Below are 18,114 nucleotides of genomic sequence, written 5' to 3'. Positions count from 1 at the left end.
TCTATGGCACTGTAATGGTCACACCGAACCCGTAAAATGACTGCAACATTCTTCTGGCCCGAGCTTTAAACGAGAGGCAGGAAAACTTCAAAGTCGTCACAGTGTGAATCGCTTTAACTAGGTAGCCAACTTCCGCTATTTGCTCATAGCTGCCAGCGAGCAGCGCTTCGGGCGCCAGGGGCGGACGTTGCTAACATCGTAATGTACTAATCTCCGGGACTGTTCAGCGTAATATGGCAACGTACTGTGCTGTCATGATATCAGCTTATAAGTTAATAGTTGGTGTTTTAGTTGTAAGGCAATTGTTTTGTTTTTGTGAGGTGGATGACTTTTTAAATTGCATACGTATGCAAGCATGAGGGGATGGAAAGAACAGATATCCTGCGGGATTAGGCTAGGTGTAGAGCAACAATGAAATTTGCCCGCAGGTTTAAGTTGAAATAGGAAATCACTCAATGCGAACTATGCGTCTTGTACCACCGTCCGACTGCCGGGAAGAGATAGCCCGACGACTGGAGATAGTCGAGCAGAACCAGCACCTTAACGCGATTCTCGGGGTAAACCCGGAGGCCATTTCTCAAGCAGAAAAGTGTCAGCAATTACGCCGCGAAAAGAAAATCCTCGGGCCGCTGCATGGCATCCCCCTCATTGTAAAAGATAATATTGCCTGTGCGTCTTTGCCGCTAACGCTGGGGTGTAAGGCGCTGGAATCGGTCATCGCGGCTAAGGATGCGTTAGTGATCCAGCGTCTGCGGAAAGCAGGGGCGATTATTCTGGCAAGGGCGAATATGTCAGAGTTTGCTTTTGATGTTCGCTCCCGGAGTTCTCTGGGGGGCGATGTCCGTAACCCACTGTGCCCGGCGTTAACCGCAGGCGGATCCAGCGGGGGCAGTGCTGCATCTGTGATTGCCGGAATGGCAGATGGTGCGCTGGGAACCGATACCGGTGGTTCGATTCGCATTCCATGCAGCTACACCGGGTTGGTCGGACTGCGTCCTGCTTTCCGACGACAGCAGCTCGCGGGCGTTGCGCCGCTGTCCGTGAGTAAGGATACCGTTGGCCCTATGGTCCACAGTGTCCGGGATGCAGCGCTGTTACATTGCATTCTCCACGGCGAAGAGGCTGCAGAATTATCGCCAACATCGCTGAAAGGCGTGCGATTAGGCGTGATTCGCGCGCTGGAGGCAGAAAATAGCGATGAGCGAACGGTCTGGAACAAGGCGCTGGAGAGATTACGCCAGGCGGGCGCAGTCATCGTAGAGATCGCTCTGCCCATTCTGGCGGAGGTTGAATCACAGTCTTGCCTGAGCATGTATGAATTCCCGATCGCCATAAACAGCTGGCTGGCGGCACAAACAGCTGTGCCGACAACGCTGCGGGGAATTGTGGATTCCGGTGAATGTCTGCCTGAGTTCATCCCACTGCTTGAAAAAATGCTGGATTATCAAAGCCTGAACAAACCTTTGTGGTTGAGTGGACGCCGCTTTCAGCGACGATTAGCCCATGCACTCGGGCTGGCTGCAGAACAGAATCGTATCGAGGGTTTTCTTTATCCCACGGTTCGCCGACTGCCCGAAAGTCTCAATAAAATGCCCCCTGGCTGTGCGTCTGAACTGGCAGCCATCAGCGGTTTGCCCGCCATAACAATGCCGTGTGGCAGGACGCAAAAGGGGCTGCCGGTAGGAATGGAAATTCTGGGGAAAGAGTCGAATGAATTTTCTTTGCTCTCTCTGGCGTTGGGGTGTGAATGCGTTCTCCTGAGCAATGACATATAGGTTTGTACAAAACAGACATCACGTTAGAAGTAATGTGGTCCGTAGCTGTTATCTGTTCATTGGCACCGTGATTAAAAGGCGATCCTGTGCCATGAATATATGTTGGTCGTTGGTGAGGCGGATGGCGCTATCATGGTATCGTCAGTTGATTTTCAATCGCAACAAATATGGCAAGTAAATGGTCTGCGACTGCTCTAACGCGTAGCTAACCTGCTCAGTCAGAAAGCGTTGCTGCTGGTAGCCCTGTGCCAACAGCGGTCATAAACACGCGGCACAAACAAAAGTATGAGGAGAATTACGCTTATGCTAAATAGTCTTTGTATCAGTCCCGTAATACTTTCGAGAAACATACAGCCTCTTCCCGGCCGATATAGGGGCCGTAATTTTCAATGGATACGTATCCATTGTTCATATAAAAATTTACAGCCTTATGGTTAACATATCGGGTTTCAAGCCAGAGCTCTGTATATCCCATATTTTTTGCGGATGTTTCAAGAAAAGTGAGTAAAGCTTTTCCCACTCCGGGGGAGCTCCGGTCTGAAAACATTCTTTTAAGTTCGGCGATATTTTCTGTTAACGGTCGGATAGCTCCGCAACCTATCGCATCGCCTTTTTTGTTTCTTGCCAGTACCCAGAGCGACCTGTCCCCATCCACTGAGTCTATGGTGAAATTACTTTTGCCACTATCACCAGTAATAGCGGCAAGCTCTGCTGACAATTTTTCTATTAAAGAATGAGAATCTGAAGAAAGTGGATCTGCTTTATCTACTGTTATCATGGCGATAGCCTTTATATAGTTCTTCTTCAGGATAGGAGATGCTGATGATAAATGCATAATTCTTCAAGTAGAGATGCTGAATCGCCGGATTTCAACAGACCCCCTATTACTGATATTTTCTTTAATATGACCCACTGTTCGATCAATTTGATGCTGGCATTGATGCTGGCATGCGTCGGGCCAACCAGGCACCCCAGAATAAACTGGCAAAAAAACGAATGGGTTCCTCAAAGCCTGCTCCGTTGAGTAGGGCAAAGACGGCTTCTTCCGATTGAGGAGGCTCTGCGCCCTGCAGAATTTTGTTCATTTTGGCCTGAATCTCTTCCGGACCCACTCCGTTCATTCGCCAACGATTTGACCACCCAGCCATTAGCAAGGGCTGGGAAGCGTAAGCGCGATAGTTACCCGCAACAATCAAGGGGGAGCCCGGTTTAAGGCGCATTGCCACCCCTGCCAAAACTTCTTGCTTTACCTTATCGTCAGGGAGGTGGTGCAACACGCCAATCATGAGTGCTGCATCGAATAATGGGGCAGCATCCAAATCGGAGACCACGCCCTGAACGGCTTTTACTCGGTCTGCCATTCCTGCTTCGGTCATATTCACGCGGGCAAGGTCCAGCATCGGTTGAGATGGATCGACGGCGACGAATGACCAGTATGGCTCCAGTCTCGCTGAGGCAATGATTTCACCTGCCGTTCCGCCCGCGCCAACTACCAGCACGCGCGCAGACTTTCCTTCGCCCAGGACGGCTGACAGCATGCAGGCGGATAGCTCGTGGCAGGCATCATATCCGGCGAGGGCGATCCGGCTTTGTCGTGCATACTCCCCTGCACGCACAGCGTCGAATTTAGCGGCAGAATCTTGGGTCATGGCGTCTCCTGTCAATCGTTTCGGTTTGGGTCATCTCAGCACTTTGAAGTAGGATAAAAGATTGTTGATGATAAAGTTTGAGAAAAACATGATTGAAAATCTGGAAACTTCACTAAGTCATGATCGCCTGACGGCCTTTCTGCAAGCCTTTCAACTCCGTGCTACGCATTGCGATTGCGCGGAGTCCGCGAATCTTCTCATCATCGACATAAATAACTCAGGCGGTCCGACCCATTTACTTTATCGTGTCAGGGAGTCGTTTGGCCTACCCGCCGGGGCAAGGTTGTGCGCTGCTGCCAGGGTAGATTTTGGCGGCAGTGATAATCCATTGGTCGGTGCATTACCAGACGAGCTGTGTTTTTCCATGACTGAGATGCCGCAATTACTGGGTCTGGTAGAGCTGATCGCGGCTGAGATCGACGTGGCTCGTTGCGGTGGAGGCTCAGTCCGAACCCGCCTGTGTGAGGTAGTCGTTGTGTTGGCAATCCGTCGGGCAATCGCGATTGGCACGGTTGATGCCGGATTGTTAGCGGGACTTGCACACCCAAAACTTCATAAGAGTCTCATCGCCATGCACGATAAACCCGCGGCGAACTGGAATATTCTCGATTTGTCAGCCATCGCGGGAATGTCACGGGCGCAATTTATTGAAATCTTCAAGAAAACCGTCGGACAATCGCCGGGCGCATATTTAACCAGCTGGCGTTTAGCCTTGGGGAGGGCAAAACTGCGATCAGGGCATAGCGTAAAAGCTGCTGCCGCCATGGTTGGATTCGGAAGCGCCGCAGCATTTTCTCGCGCATTTTTGCGTAAATTCGGCCACTCGCCTGGCGAGATTAAATCGCACAGAGCCTGAGTTTAACGCTGCTCTCTTTTAGCCGTTAGGATGCAACCCTAAGAGCGGCTTCGTGCCAGAAGCGGACGTTGGCGTCTTAAGTCCACAATCAAAATGCGCCTCATTAACGATAATAGAAAAGAAATTTTGGTTAGTAAAACTCATCTTTATGCTGATATCTGTATTCTTGCGTTATCCCTGTGTATCCATATGAAGCAGCTTTACAATCAATAACATGCACATTTGACTGAGGATGTAGGTTACCAATAGCTTGGTCCATAGCGTTGTAAATTGCTTTTTGATACGCTGCTTTCTGATCTTTGCTACACGTTTCATCCACGACAGTAACTTCAAGTCTAAACGAATTTTTCCCCCATTCAGCCAGACTCTTGCCATCAATAAACCAGTCATCATCATCCACATGTCTTACTATTACCATGGTTTCGAAGCTGTTTTTCTTCAATATCTCGCATGTGATTTGAGTAGCTAAAAGTACACACTCTTTGGTTAATTTTTGATCCTTGCAACCAGACAATGTGAGCGTTATTCCAGGCATAATGATTCCTTATATGTGTCATTACTTAGCTTGATTATTAAAAGTGTTGCCGCATTTTTTGAACGATACGAGATGACTAAGATGGCATAATCGAAAACATGAGGGCAACTTTCGTCCCCTTCTCGCTCACAGCGGACTTTAAGCCCAGTTAACGTGTCCGTTCCGTGCCACTAGCGGACTTTGCTAGTAGGTCGGTACAATGAGTGGCGGGATATATCACTGTCGCTGTAAATAAAAACATGTTTTAAAAAACAGTATTGACCTCCATTTTCAAATGAGTAAATTAGTACTCAGCAGCACAATGAAAGTGGTTAGTAAGTTAGTGAATAGAAAGAAGTTCTGGGAAAGCCATTTTGCTATACAGGCCACGAAGTTTGTTGTTTGGGATGTAGTTGCATTCAGGCCTTGTAGTGATTGTGCTGGTTCGCAAAATGGTAGTGTTAGCGCGACGATGTAAGGCCTTGTTTTTTTTAGTTGATGCTGACGGTTTCGTTTGTTTATGGTAACCGTATGAGCAACGGGCAACGCATGAAAGAGTATATGTCGCGATGGGTGATGTGCTTGTTTAGGTTGCCACGCTTAGGTTCTGAAAGCGCAGGCAGGTGTATGACGAGATAAATAGAGGGAGGATTTTTAGTATTAATGCCCAATATTATCTGTAGTAAACGGGTACATTTGAAAGCAGTATAAATAGCAGTATCATTTTATTAAGTCCATTAATGTTAAATCTGAAGTCTGAAGTACCTTAAAAGCCCTGGCTGCAATGGTCAGGGCTTTTAAGATTACTCCCTCCTTTGAATTGTAAGTTCTCCCAATAAATCATTAATAAAACTAACCTTGATAATTTCCCCAGATGAGCCCTCGGTGCCTTATCGGTTTGGCTGCGCTTAATCAAGGTACTCACGCTGTGATCTTCTCCCCATTGATATGTTTCCTCAATAGTTCCAGAAATGCTCTCATGCCGTGGCCAATTTTTGTCGGCCACTCCGGTATGAATAAGGCGATGGTCTTTCCAGGCGCTTTTGGATCATTGCTTCGCTTCGAACTCCTCTATGTACCATCAGCTGACAATTGCTTGCGTGAAATTCCTGTCGGCTCACAAATAAATAAACCTTTATATTGCTGTGTGTTTATTTGTGCTGAGTAAAGAGGTGGTTTTTTTTTGCACAGGTGCAACGCTGTTTTATGTATATCAAATAACGGCATCGACATTTCTTAATCAATTTAAAAAGGAAATTGTTTTTAACCTGTTGATTTTAATGAATTAAAATATTGTTGAAATGATTGTATCAACAATAGTTCCAGAGCATATATAAATAGCACAGTATCTAAATTATAATTCTTTAACATCCGGTTGATATACGAGGTCAAAATGCGGTTAATTGTCATGCTGTTAAGCTTTGCGCTCTCCACACCGGTCTGGGCGGGTGAATTTTCCAGGCCTGCCGGTAAAATCCTTTTAACGCTCTCAGGTAATATCGAAAATACAAATGAAGGTGGAAAAGCCGTTTTTGATCTCGCCAGCCTTGAGAAACTGGGGATGGTCAGCTTTCAGACCACTTCTCCCTGGTATGATGGCCGCACAACATTTACGGGTATTCCACTGCAAAAGCTCATGGATTATGTCGGGGCGAAAGGTTCTGTTGTAAAGGTCACTGCGCTCAATGACTACACCACTGAAATCCCCCTCAATGATTTTAAGAAATACAACGTTATCCTTGCTTTAAAAATCAACGGAGAATATATGCGTATCCGTGATAAAGGCCCGCTGTTTGTTGTTTACCCCTATGACAGCCTGCCGGAGCTGAATAATCAGATTTATTATTCAAGGTCAGCCTGGCAGGTCAGCAGAATGAATATTGAGTAAGGGGTCTAAAGACCAACATGAACAGAATTCTGGCTGGCATCATTTGTTTCCTTTTTATATCTACCGGGTATATCTCTTTCCTTGTGCATGAAAGGCAACAAGAGTTACAGAAACTGACTCACTACGCCGCTTCGTGGTCTGCTGCACAGATGGTATCAGAGTATTACCGGTTCGAGTCGTTGCTTGGTCTTTACACTATTGATGAAACGATGACGCTGGATGATGTGCGCATGCGTCTCGACATTATGCTCAGCCAGAGTGATTTAATGAAAGAAGGTGATCTGAGGGATTACATAGAAAGTAATAAAGCCCATCATGCACTGGCTCTACAGCTTGAAAAGACACTTGAGTATCTGGATATTCATCTTGAGAAAATGAACCGCTCAGAACTCCAGGCATACCTGAAAAGAATGCAGACGCTTGACCCACAACTGGCTCGTCTGTCGTCCGGCGCTTTAGACAAAGACATTAATTCAATTAATGACGCCAACCTCAAAATTAAAACCCTGTACTATATTTACTCAGCGACGTCTGTATTGCTGATCATAATGAGTGCGATACTCGGCGTGCTGATATTTTATCAAAACAGAAATATTCTGAAGGCGCATCTTCAGGTAAAGAGTCTTGCTGAAGCACTGCAGGAATCTAAAGAAAAATTGCAAATCCAGAATACAAAGTTGGAGTATGACGTCTACCATGACTCTTTGACAGAAATGAATAACCGCCATTTTTTCTGGGGGAATTTAAATGAAACCATCGAGATCGCAGTAAAAACCAATAATTCTGTGAATGTGATGTTGTTTGATTTAGATCGATTCAAGGAGGTCAATGATACGTATGGTCATGATGTCGGCGATATGTTATTACGCCAGATATCACACCGTCTTATTTCAATGGGCCTGACTTCCGATACGCTTTATCGTTTAGGCGGGGATGAGTTTGCGTTTCTCTCCAGTGGCCTGACGGAGAGCAGTGCCGTTTCACAAGCCCAAAAAATATGCAATATAATCAGCCAGCCCTACACTATTAATAATACGATTATCAATATAACCACCAGTGTCGGTATTGTCGTCTCAGACACTGAACGCCGCTCCGACTATCTTTATAAATTTGCCGATCTGGCCCTTTATGAAGCCAAAAAGGAAGGCGCTGGTAAGATAAAAGTCTTCCGGCAATGGATGTTAGATAAGCTGCAAGAAAGCCGAACCCTTGAGCATGATATGGCACTGGCGTTAGTGAATAAAGAATTCGTGGTTTACTATCAGCCTATTGTCGATTCTTTCAGCCAGGAAATTTATAGTTATGAAGCCCTTATTCGTTGGATTCATCCTCAGAAGGGACTCCTGTCGCCGGACAGCTTTATTCCTGTGGCTGAAAAAACAGGAATGATTAACGAGATGGGGAAATCGGTGCTTGAGATGGCCTGCCGCGAAGCCGCTTCCTGGGTGATTCCGACTAAAATTTCAGTCAATGTCTCTCCTGTCCAGCTAAGCAGTAAAACCTTTGCCACAATGGTGTTGTCCATTCTGAACGAAACGGGACTTCCCGCTGAGCGTCTTGAACTGGAAGTGACAGAATCCTCTCTCTTTACTGAGAGCAATACGCCGATGAATACGCTTAACAGGCTGCGGGCTCTGGGGGTTAAAATCTCCCTCGATGATTTTGGTACCGGTTATTCTTCTATTTCGCGCCTCAGCAGGCTTGCCTTCGATAAAATCAAAATAGACAAATCCTTTGTGCATTCGATATCGACACAGGAAGACGCCCTTAATATTATCAGGCTCATCACCGGCATGGCGAAATCCCTCAATATGAAGTCCGTTGCGGAAGGTGTTGAAACACAGGAGCAACTGGAAAGCCTTCAGTTGCTGGGCTGTGATTTCATACAAGGCTATCTGTTTGGTAAACCTCAGCCTTATATAGATGGGAAAATCAGATACGGATAAATGGAGGTCTTCAAGACTTCTGGCGCATCAAGCATTGAGTTCCTCTGAAAGGTGCTTGATGCCATCACTCATCTCTTGTAACTCGTTGATTAGTCTTGCCACATGGAACCCATCGCACACGGAATGATGTACCTGAACTGCGAGCGGCAACAATACTTTTCCATCTTGTTTGTAGTATTTTCCAAGAGTGAACATGGGGGCAAAAAAGTTCTGCATGTTAGCAACATTAATATTAAAACTGGTGAAACTTACCCAAGGAATAGCCGATACGAAAAAGATATTTTCTCGAGACTCCCCCTTCGGCCAATAAGAAAGGTTATTACCATAACGTGCAACGTCTTCTGAATAAACGTCCTGGAAGTGATGAATATTGCCATCGTAGTGACTCCATAATGATGAAAAGGTCTCCGTTTCATTATGGAAAATAGTATAGCTTGGATGAATTTCATTCCATATGACCAGCTCATTGTTCTTTATAGCCATACGGAACTCTGCATGACTATTTACGATTTTAGAAAGGAGGAAAATAATAGTAGGGTAAAATTTCCAGCCAGCTTCCCTTATATGTTTTAGCAGTTCGGTAATATCTATCAGGACAGTTTGGTTAATTGTACTTTGAGCAAATGACTGGAATACCTCAAAATGCTCCTTCCTTGCCCAACGAGACAAGTCAACAGGTGTATATTCCAGGGTTGTTTTTTCCATTTTTTAACCTTTTATTATAAATTATATATCAGATGTTAGTCTAAGTTTTATTATGAATTATGCAAGCCCATAGAACCAAACTATTTTGGTAGTGAACGCATTTTTGTGAGTAGAGCATTCTTATACAGCAGGGAAGGGGGTAAAACATTTAATATATCAGATAATAAATGTAGAATGTGCAATCTACAGGTGTTTGCCTATCGGCAAATAAGTATGAAGTAACGGCACATTAGTATGCGTAAGATCCGATTCACCGAGCACCAGAACTGCCGCGTATTCAGCAACAGGTTCTGCTTTGAGGATTCCGATATGACCCCCTTTCATCAACTTACAGCCACCAGTCTGGGCGGCCAGCTTATCTCTTTTGACGACTACGCAGGTAAGGTGGTTCTGGTCGTGAATACCGCCAGCCATTGCGGCTTCACGAAACAATACGTTGGCCTTGAAGCACTCTACAAAAAGTACGCCACCCATGGTTTGGTGGTGCTTGGTTTTCCCTGCAACCAGTTCGGTAAACAGGAACCCGGCGGCGCCGACGAAATCGCGCAGACCTGTCACATTAACTACGGTGTGAGCTTCCCGATGTTCGATAAAGTAGAGGTCAACGGAACCGCAGCGCACCCGGTGTTCCGTTATCTGAAAAACGAATTGCCCGGCGTGCTGGGTAGACGGATCAAGTGGAACTTCACTAAGTTCCTGGTCGGACGCGATGGTAAACCGCTCAAACGTTTCGCACCGTTCACCACCCCGGAGAAAATGGAAGCCGCAATCCTTGCAGCACTTGCAATCTAACTGTTTCGGTCATTCGAACCCTTCAATTGTAGAGCGCGTCAGATATCTCATCTCTGATGTCGAACCTTGCGCCGGGACGTCATCAGCCGCTTATTTATGCTATAGAAATTGTAAATTCAACCCAGCGAAAACCTGCCACTGTGGCTGCCCAGGGCCATGATCTGCGGCAGAAAATTGAGGCTCGACAAAAAAGTTATAAACCGTTTTTTTCTGCTTAATAACCTGACCTATACCGACACCCAACGGAACGCCATAACTGTCATTCTGGAAATTATAATTCCAGATCGGTGCGGCACGAAGATAGGTGCCTCCCCCTAATTGATAAAAGGCGAAGGGCTGGAATGCACCTATGTTCACATCGGCTCTGTCACCTTCTCCTGCAAAGCTATGCTGCCAGGAAGCCAGATAGCCATACTGGAAAACGGGTGAGCTGGCATTGAATAACACGTTCACGAGCCCACCAGACCACTTCTGCGTTCCAAGAGCGTTTTCAGTTGCTGTTGGCGCGGTAAGCTGAGGGCCAATGCCGAAACTGATTGCAGGATTTCCTGTATCAATCAGGTAGGCCGTAAACAGGTTAAGATCGCCTAATCCTGTCTGATGCCCCCCTGTAGGAGGGGAAGGGTAAGTATTTATGGGTAAAGACGCACGCAGCAGCCATTGACTCTCCCCGAGGGAGAAGGGCTTGGCGTAGCGAAACCAGAACTGATTTGCATCTTTATCAGAGCCACTGACATCACCAATATAATAATTCTGCATATTAAAGGCTGTCATATTGGCGAGCGGATTGTTGGCTTGTGAAGCATCAGGTGTGGGCGTTTTAGCATAGCCCGTCATTACCGCCAATGTTCCCGCCATCACCAGCACTGTATTTTTTAGTGTCATCCACTTTGCCCTAAGTAATAGTCATTTAAACATTCAAATTCCTGGCTTCGGCAAGGCCACTTCACCGCTACAGGTTCAGGGATGGAATACGTACCTCAATAAACAACAGGTTACGCATAGCAGCGTTTGATAACCGCAGTCCCCCCAAAATTATGGGATGACCTTTTAAATTGAGATATCAGAAAGCTTAACTTCAACCAAAGCGTAGCAAGTTCTGCATATGTCGCTTGAATTTCAGTTTTTTTCCAAAAGTTTTTACATCAGGAATCAGAAAATTTACTTGCGTGGAAGATCATGATTTGAAGGCGGGTTGTGGAAAACGATTGAAATGATGGCTTATGAGTTCAAAGCACCGAAGATTGTTGCCGCGTTGGATAAAGCGGCGGAGCGTGGCGTGAAAGTTTTTGTCCTTACTCAAAACGGACTCGCATTGCGTGCTTTAATCAACTCACCACTGACCGGATGAACAAAATCCAGCTCACTGGCGTGCAGCATTAGCCGCGGGGTGTGTTCAGTTCCTGGCAACAGAAGGCCGCCGTATAGGTCGCAGCCCAAAATAGGGTGGCCCAATTGCTGGCAGTGAATGCGAAGTTGATGAGTACGCCCGGTTTCCGGGGTAAGTTCTACCCGCGTCAATGGCAGTAACGCCCCGTCTTCCCGCTCACGGTAAAAGCGTTCAACGACCCGATAGCCAGAACGTGCAGGCTTGCCGTTGATGGCGCAAATCGACATCAGCGGGAACAGCGCCGGATCTTTGGCAATCGCTGCGTCTATCACCCCGTTGTTGTCGCTCACATGCCCACAGAGCAGCGCACTGTAGGCTTTGGTGACTGCGCGCTGGCTGAATTGTTGGCATAGAGCGGCGTTGATAGCTTTATTGCGCGCAATCACCATCAGCCCGGAAGTCCCGAAATCCAGGCGATGCACCAGGGTGCAGCCGGGGAATTCTTGTACCAGACGATGATGCACTGAATCGAGATTCTGCGGGTTTTTCCCCGAGAGGCTGAGTAACCCGGTAGGTTTATTGATCAATACCAGATGTTCGTCCTGATAGAGCGTCTCAATCTGCTCATGGCACGGCGGGGCAATAAAATTATCGATAATGGTAGACATCAGACTGCCTGGACGGAGAGTGGAAGCGGATGATAGCGAACTTTAAACCGACAGGCGAATTGGGTTATTCGGCTTTTAGCCCCAATCATCAGACACAAAAAAAGCCTGCTTAGTTTCCTAAGCAGGCTTTTCGAATTTGGCTCCTCTGACTGGACTCGAACCAGTGACATACGGATTAACAGTCCGCCGTTCTACCGACTGAACTACAGAGGAATTGTGTAACGGGGCGCATATTAACGAGAAGCAGGGGGCATGTCAAAGGGTTCGCGAAAAAGAATTTTGTTTGCTCTTTTTATAGTCAACTTGTTGAGTATTAAGGCGAATTGTCCTTGTCTTAATCATCCATTGCTCATTTCACGCAAACTCAACTCCTTAAGCATGATTAACCACTTCATCAGTAAGCTCTTTATTGGTGCAAAGCGGCGTAATTCTCAACTTTTCTGCTTTATTGTTAAGCAGATGTGATCCCCGCTGTAATTTCAATCTGTGATACCGGGCCGCTTTCAACCGCGCTCTATACTGACATATGTCGAAACAATGACATTCGGTTAACAACATTGGCAACCATTTTGCTTAATGTTCAGGGCCGTGAAAATCGTAAGGATACCCCGTAAGGAAACCCCGCCGTAAATCACAGGATTTTGTCTGGATAGTCCAATTTGTACTCGTTCGTGTTTTTGCTTGTGAATGGTCTTAAACCGTTGTGCATAAACCTCTTTGCTTCTTTGCTAAGGAACATACAAATGTCGCTGAAATTAATCAGAAGTCCTCTTTCTCTTGTGTTGGCAGGTTGTCTGGTGACGGCGTTCTCCGCCCAGGCCGATATTGTGATTGGTGTTGCCGGGCCATTCACCGGGCCGAACGCCACTTATGGCGATCAATACTGGCATGGCGCGACGCAGGCCGCTGAAGACATCAACGCCGCAGGCGGGATTAACGGCGAAAAAATCAAACTGGTGCAGGGTGATGATGCTTGTGAGCCGAAACAGGCGGTGTCCGTCGCTAACCGTCTGGTGGATCAGGATAAAGTGAAAGCTGTGGTTGGCCATTTCTGCTCATCTTCCACTATGCCTGCGTCCGAGGTGTATAACGACGCGGGGATCCTGGCTATCACTCCAGGGTCAACGAACCCGCTTATCACCGAGCGCAAGATGAACGATATGTTCCGCATGTGCGGGCGTGATGACCAGCAAGGAAAGGTCGCCAGCGATTTCATTATTGATAAGCTCAAAGCTAAACGCGTGGTGATCATTCACGATAAAGACACTTACGGGCAGGGGCTGGCCGATGCGACCAAAGCCGCGCTCGCCAAACGTGGCGTCAATGACGTGATGTATGAAGGTTTGTCGCGCGGCGAAAAAGACTTTAACGCGCTGGTGACAAAAATCAGTGCGCAAAAACCCGACGTGGTGTTCTTCGGCGGTTGCCATCCGGAAGCCGGGCCGCTGGTGCGCCAGATGCGTGAACAGGGCGTGCAGGCCAAATTCTTCTCCGGCGACTGTATCGTAAACGAAGAGATGGTCACAGCCGCAGGCGGCCCACAATACACCAACGGTATCTACATGACCTTCGGGAAAGATCCGCGTTTGATCCCGGACGGCAAAGCCGTTATTGATAAATTCCGCTCCAGCAAATTCGAGCCAGAAGGCTACACCCTCTATTCCTACGCATCCGTTCAGGCAATTGCTGCGGCCTTCAAAGCCACAGGCGGCACCGATTCCGCCAAAGCCAGCGCCTGGTTAAAAGCCAATCCGGTGGATACCGTGATGGGTAAAAAAGCCTGGGATGAGAAGGGCGACTTAAAAGTCTCAGATTATGTGGTTTATCAGTGGGATGCGCAGGGTAAATACAAAGAAGTCCAATAAGGCTATTTTATTTGCCATTTTGAATCCGGGCAGTGCTCAGAATCCTCACGTACTTCATGTACGCTCCGGTTCTTCCGCGCTGGCCGTATCCAAACTGGCTGCAACAATGACGCCTTATTAATTCTGGCTGCGTCGTCCAGACGCAGCCACCAAAAGAGACTGCCAAACTATGGATGCCTTCTTCCTGCAACAATTGATAAATGGCTTAACGCTAGGGTCCGTTTACGGGTTGATAGCCATCGGCTACACCATGGTTTACGGCATTATTGGCATGATTAACTTCGCGCACGGCGAAGTGTATATGATCTCCGCGTATCTGTGCGCCATCGGCCTGGCGCTGCTGTCGTTCTTCGGCATTCACTCGTTCCCGTTATTAATCCTCGGCACGCTGGTATTCACCATTGTGGTGACGGGCGTATATGGCTGGACGATTGAGCGCATCGCCTACAAACCGCTGCGCAACTCCACACGTTTAGCGCCGCTGATTTCCGCAATCGGCATGTCGCTCATCCTGCAAAACTACGCGCAAATCAGCCAGGGGCCGCGCCAGCAGGGCATTCCCACCATGCTTGACGGCGTGTTCCGCTTCCATATTGGCGAAGGTTTTGTGCAAATCACCTACACCAAAGTGTTTATTTTGATTGCCTCGTTTGCTGGCATGTTGCTGCTCACCTGGATCATCGGTAACACACGTCTGGGGCGCATGTGCCGCGCGGTGCAGCAAGACCGCAAAATGGCCTCGATTCTGGGGATTAACACCGACCGAATTATCTCGATTGTATTTGTGATTGGCGCGTCCATGGCCGGGCTGGCGGGCGTGTTAATCACCATGAACTACGGCACTTTTGATTTCTACGCCGGGTTTATCATCGGCATTAAAGCGTTCACGGCGGCGGTGCTCGGGGGGATTGGCTCGTTACCCGGCGCGATGTTAGGCGGCCTGATTCTGGGAATTGCCGAGGCGCAATTCTCCGGCATGGTGAATTCTGATTATAAAGATGTCTTCTCGTTTGGGTTGCTGGTGGTGATCCTCATTTTCCGGCCGCAAGGGCTGCTTGGTCGCCCGATCGTTGCCAAAGTGTGAGGGAGCAAAAAATGACAGCAGAAACGGTATTGCATGAAGGTTTTTCCCTCAAACGCTGCTTGCTGGATGCGGTTTTCGCCGGTCTGGTGGCGTTAATCATTTTTGGCCCGATTGTCGGTGTGGTGCTGGATGGTTACAGTTTTAACTTCGACGGCCAGCGCCTGGTGATGATTATCGCGGCGGTGATGGCCGGGCGTTTTCTGTTGAGCGCTTTCTTGACAACCGGAGTGGGAACCCGCTTTCTCAGCCGCTTTGAAACCGATAACTCAGGCGTGTATGTGCGCCCGCCGGACTATAAAAGTCGTCTGCGCTGGATAATCCCGCTGGTGTTGGTGCTGGCGGTTTGCTTCCCGTTTGTTGCCACCAAATATGTGCTGACCGTGGCGATTCTCGGGCTGATCTATGTTCTGCTCGGTTTAGGTTTAAATATTGTCGTTGGCCTCGCCGGATTGCTGGACTTAGGGTACGTCGCTTTTTACGCGATAGGCGCGTATGGCCTGGCGCTCGGCTACCAGTACCTCGGTTTGGGTTTCTGGTCGATGCTGCCGCTTTCGGCACTGATGGCGGCGGCGGCAGGCGCGCTGCTCGGTTTCCCGGTGTTGCGTATGCATGGCGATTACCTGGCGATTGTGACCCTCGGCTTCGGGGAAATTATCCGCCTGGTGCTCAATAACTGGCTGACGTTTACCGGTGGCCCGAACGGGATTTCCGCACCGCCTCCCACGCTGTTTGGCCTGGAATTTGGGCGGCGGGCAAAAGAAGAAGGTGGCGTGCCGTTCCACGAATTCTTCCATCTCACCTATAACCCCAATCTGAAGTTTATCTTTATCTACGCCATTCTGGTGCTGGTGGTGTTGCTGGTGCTGTACATCAAACACCGCCTGACGCGCATGCCGATTGGTCGTGCCTGGGAAGCGCTGCGTGAAGATGAAATTGCCTGTCGATCTATGGGGCTGAACCACGTGCTGGTGAAGCTCTCTGCTTTCACCCTCGGCGCTTCCACCGCAGGGATTGCCGGCGTTTTCTTCGCCACTTATCAGGGCTTTGTTAACCCGACATCGTTCACTTTCTTTGAATCGGCATTGATTCTCGCCATTGTCGTCCTCGGCGGAATGGGCTCGACCATTGGCGTGGTGCTGGCGGCGTTTGTGCTGACGGTGACGCCAGAATTGCTGCGCAGTTTCGCAGAGTATCGCGTGCTGCTGTTTGGCATGTTGATGGTGGTGATGATGATCTGGCGGCCACGCGGCCTGATTCGCATCAACCGCAGCGGCTATGTGGTGCGAAAGGGAGTGGCGCCATGAGCGAAATGATTTTAAGCGTTGAACATTTAATGATGCATTTTGGCGGCATAAAGGCGCTGAATGATGTGAATCTTGAAGTGCGGCGTGGGTCAATTACCGCGCTAATCGGCCCTAACGGTGCGGGCAAAACCACGGTTTTTAACTGTCTGACGGGGTTTTACAAGGCCTCCGGCGGCAATATTTTGTTCAATACGCGCGACAAAACCACCAATGTGATTCAGATACTCGGGCAGAAATTCCAGCCCGGCGACTGGATAAACCCGGCGCAATTGGGCTCGCGTCTGTTCTACAAAATGTTCGGCGGCACGCATCTGGTGAACCGCGCAGGTCTTGCGCGAACCTTTCAGAATATCCGTTTATTCCGGGAAATGTCGGTGGTGGAAAACCTGCTGGTGGCGCAGCACATGCAGGTAAACCGCAATTTACTCGCCGGGGTGCTGAACACGCCCGCCTATCGACGCGCCGAAAGCCGCGCGCTGGATCGTGCATTTTACTGGCTTGAAGTGGTTGAGCTGGTGGATTGCGCAAATCGCCTTGCTGGGGAGATGTCTTACGGGCAACAGCGCAGATTAGAAATCGCCCGCGCCATGTGCACAGCGCCGGAGATGATCTGCCTGGATGAACCGGCGGCGGGTCTGAACCCGGTGGAAACGCGTACGCTGAGTAAAATTATCCGTTTCCTGCGTGACCATCACGACATCACCGTTTTACTGATTGAACACGATATGGGCATGGTGATGGAAATTTCCGACCACATTATCGTGCTCGACCACGGGGATGTGATTGCCGAGGGTAAACCTGAGCAAATCCAACACGACGAAAAAGTGATTGCCGCCTATCTGGGCACCGACGAAGACGAGGTCAGTGTATGAGTGAGGCGATGCTGGAGTTTCGCAATGTGGACGTGTTTTACGGTGCCATTCAGGCGCTAAAACAGGTTTCGTTGCAGGTTAACGAAGGGGAAACCGTGGCGCTGATTGGTGCAAACGGGGCGGGGAAATCGACGTTGTTGATGTCGATCTTTGGCCAGCCGCGCATTCGTGGCGGGCAAATCCTGTTTCGCGGCGACGACATCAGCCATAAATCGACCCATTTCGTGGCATCCGGCGGCATTGCGCAGGCACCGGAAGGGCGACGCATTTTCCCGGATATGACGGTTGAAGAAAACTTGCTGATGGGCACGATCCCCATCGGGGACCGATACGCCGCGCAGGATCTGCAAACCATGTTTGATCTGTTCCCACGTTTGAAAGAGCGCCGCAAACAGCGGGCGATGACGATGTCCGGTGGCGAGCAGCAAATGCTGGCGATTGCCCGCGCACTGATGAGTCGCCCGAAATTGTTACTGCTGGATGAACCGAGCCTGGGTTTAGCGCCGATTGTGGTGAAACAAATCTTCCAGACGTTGCGTGAACTGGCGCGTAACGGCATGACTATTTTTCTGGTGGAACAAAACGCGCACCACGCGCTGAAACTGTCTGACCGGGGCTACGTGATGGCGAACGGGCAGATTAGGTTGAGCGGCAGCGGTGAGGAGTTGTTGGGGAATGAGGAAGTGCGCAAGGCGTATTTAGGCGGTCACGGTTGAGATTTTGCCGGATGACGCTGCGCTTATCCGACCTACGGTTTGGTTTTGTAGGGTGGATAAGCGTAGCGTCATCCACCGTGATTTCAACGAATATTTAAAAAACTCTTTGCAGGATAACGATTTGTAAATCATTATTTGAAATGTGGTTTC

Annotated in this window: 16 protein-coding genes and 1 tRNA gene; 10 read left to right on the top strand and 7 right to left on the bottom strand. The window is 48.6% G+C overall.

From position 1 onward, the window contains the following. The first annotated feature begins 455 nt into the window (after window positions 1-455). Window positions 456-1,775 carry an amidase family protein gene (locus tag AC0IWZ_RS12910; RefSeq protein WP_410373134.1) on the top strand — a complete coding sequence of 440 codons (1,320 nt, stop codon included), beginning with the start codon at window positions 456-458 and terminating at the stop codon, window positions 1,773-1,775. A 322-nt stretch (window positions 1,776-2,097) separates the two neighbouring features. On the opposite strand, the gene AC0IWZ_RS12905 is transcribed toward AC0IWZ_RS12910, so the two are convergent. Together AC0IWZ_RS12905 and AC0IWZ_RS12900 are read right to left on the bottom strand one after the other, a co-directional pair. After that, on the bottom strand, window positions 2,098-2,553 hold the full coding sequence (locus AC0IWZ_RS12905; protein WP_034496448.1) for a GNAT family N-acetyltransferase: 456 nt from the start codon (window positions 2,551-2,553) through the stop codon (window positions 2,098-2,100). Window positions 2,554-2,695: 142 nt separating this feature from the next. Beyond that, window positions 2,696-3,424 carry a class I SAM-dependent methyltransferase gene (locus AC0IWZ_RS12900; protein ID WP_471677134.1) on the bottom strand — a complete coding sequence of 243 codons (729 nt, stop codon included), beginning with the start codon at window positions 3,422-3,424 and terminating at the stop codon, window positions 2,696-2,698. Between the two features lie 67 nt (window positions 3,425-3,491). Here AC0IWZ_RS12900 and AC0IWZ_RS12895 point away from each other — a divergent pair, with 67 nt between their 5' ends. Continuing rightward, window positions 3,492-4,280, top strand: coding sequence for a helix-turn-helix transcriptional regulator (locus AC0IWZ_RS12895; protein WP_471677135.1), 789 nt, complete (start codon window positions 3,492-3,494; stop codon window positions 4,278-4,280). A gap of 130 nt (window positions 4,281-4,410) precedes the next feature. Here the strand turns inward: AC0IWZ_RS12895 and AC0IWZ_RS12890 are convergent, their stop codons facing one another. Further along, on the bottom strand, window positions 4,411-4,815 hold the full coding sequence (locus AC0IWZ_RS12890) for a tautomerase family protein (protein ID WP_034496446.1): 405 nt from the start codon (window positions 4,813-4,815) through the stop codon (window positions 4,411-4,413). A gap of 1,372 nt (window positions 4,816-6,187) precedes the next feature. On the opposite strand from AC0IWZ_RS12890, the gene AC0IWZ_RS12885 reads away from it, so the two are divergent. Continuing rightward, window positions 6,188-6,682, top strand: coding sequence for a putative pterin-binding protein (locus tag AC0IWZ_RS12885; protein WP_034496445.1), 495 nt, complete (start codon window positions 6,188-6,190; stop codon window positions 6,680-6,682). 17 nt (window positions 6,683-6,699) lie between these two features. Further along, window positions 6,700-8,628, top strand: a complete 1,929-nt coding sequence (locus AC0IWZ_RS12880) for a putative bifunctional diguanylate cyclase/phosphodiesterase (RefSeq protein ID WP_034496444.1) — start codon at window positions 6,700-6,702, stop codon at window positions 8,626-8,628. A gap of 27 nt (window positions 8,629-8,655) precedes the next feature. Here AC0IWZ_RS12880 and catA read toward each other — a convergent pair whose 3' ends face one another. Further along, a complete protein-coding gene (catA, locus tag AC0IWZ_RS12875) occupies window positions 8,656-9,333 on the bottom strand; it encodes a type A chloramphenicol O-acetyltransferase (RefSeq protein WP_471677136.1) in 678 nt (225 codons plus the stop codon). Between the two features lie 309 nt (window positions 9,334-9,642). Here catA and AC0IWZ_RS12870 point away from each other — a divergent pair, with 309 nt between their 5' ends. Then, window positions 9,643-10,125 carry a glutathione peroxidase gene (locus AC0IWZ_RS12870; protein WP_471677137.1) on the top strand — a complete coding sequence of 161 codons (483 nt, stop codon included), beginning with the start codon at window positions 9,643-9,645 and terminating at the stop codon, window positions 10,123-10,125. A gap of 99 nt (window positions 10,126-10,224) precedes the next feature. On the opposite strand, the gene AC0IWZ_RS12865 is transcribed toward AC0IWZ_RS12870, so the two are convergent. From AC0IWZ_RS12865 to AC0IWZ_RS12855, 3 genes are all read right to left on the bottom strand, one after another. Next, window positions 10,225-11,010, bottom strand: a complete 786-nt coding sequence (locus AC0IWZ_RS12865; RefSeq protein ID WP_034496442.1) for a hypothetical protein — start codon at window positions 11,008-11,010, stop codon at window positions 10,225-10,227. Between the two features lie 414 nt (window positions 11,011-11,424). Next, on the bottom strand, window positions 11,425-12,123 hold the full coding sequence (locus AC0IWZ_RS12860) for an RluA family pseudouridine synthase (protein ID WP_471677138.1): 699 nt from the start codon (window positions 12,121-12,123) through the stop codon (window positions 11,425-11,427). A 137-nt stretch (window positions 12,124-12,260) separates the two neighbouring features. Next, window positions 12,261-12,336: transfer RNA gene (locus tag AC0IWZ_RS12855), tRNA-Asn, on the bottom strand. Between the two features lie 530 nt (window positions 12,337-12,866). On the opposite strand from AC0IWZ_RS12855, the gene AC0IWZ_RS12850 reads away from it, so the two are divergent. From AC0IWZ_RS12850 to AC0IWZ_RS12830, 5 genes are all read left to right on the top strand, one after another. Then, complete coding sequence (locus AC0IWZ_RS12850; RefSeq protein ID WP_034496440.1) at window positions 12,867-13,988, top strand: branched-chain amino acid ABC transporter substrate-binding protein; 1,122 nt, start codon at window positions 12,867-12,869, stop codon at window positions 13,986-13,988. A 169-nt stretch (window positions 13,989-14,157) separates the two neighbouring features. Further along, the gene (locus AC0IWZ_RS12845) at window positions 14,158-15,072 is read left to right on the top strand and encodes an ABC transporter permease subunit (protein WP_034496437.1); all 915 of its coding nucleotides are present in this window, start codon (window positions 14,158-14,160) and stop codon (window positions 15,070-15,072) included. 11 nt (window positions 15,073-15,083) lie between these two features. Beyond that, window positions 15,084-16,376, top strand: coding sequence for a high-affinity branched-chain amino acid ABC transporter permease LivM (livM, locus tag AC0IWZ_RS12840; RefSeq protein ID WP_410373125.1), 1,293 nt, complete (start codon window positions 15,084-15,086; stop codon window positions 16,374-16,376). Continuing rightward, window positions 16,373-17,248 (top strand): ABC transporter ATP-binding protein, encoded by an 876-nt coding sequence (locus tag AC0IWZ_RS12835; RefSeq protein ID WP_034496433.1) that lies wholly within the window; start codon window positions 16,373-16,375, stop codon window positions 17,246-17,248. Before livM ends, AC0IWZ_RS12835 begins: the two co-directional genes overlap by 4 nt. Next, on the top strand, window positions 17,245-17,964 hold the full coding sequence (locus AC0IWZ_RS12830; protein WP_034496432.1) for an ABC transporter ATP-binding protein: 720 nt from the start codon (window positions 17,245-17,247) through the stop codon (window positions 17,962-17,964). Before AC0IWZ_RS12835 ends, AC0IWZ_RS12830 begins: the two co-directional genes overlap by 4 nt. The last annotated feature ends 150 nt before the right edge of the window (window positions 17,965-18,114 follow it).

It is taken from the genome of Buttiauxella sp. AC142 (assembly GCF_979253435.1).
Note: the sequence above shows the minus strand (reverse complement) of the source record. Positions and strands in the feature narration are given on the sequence as shown.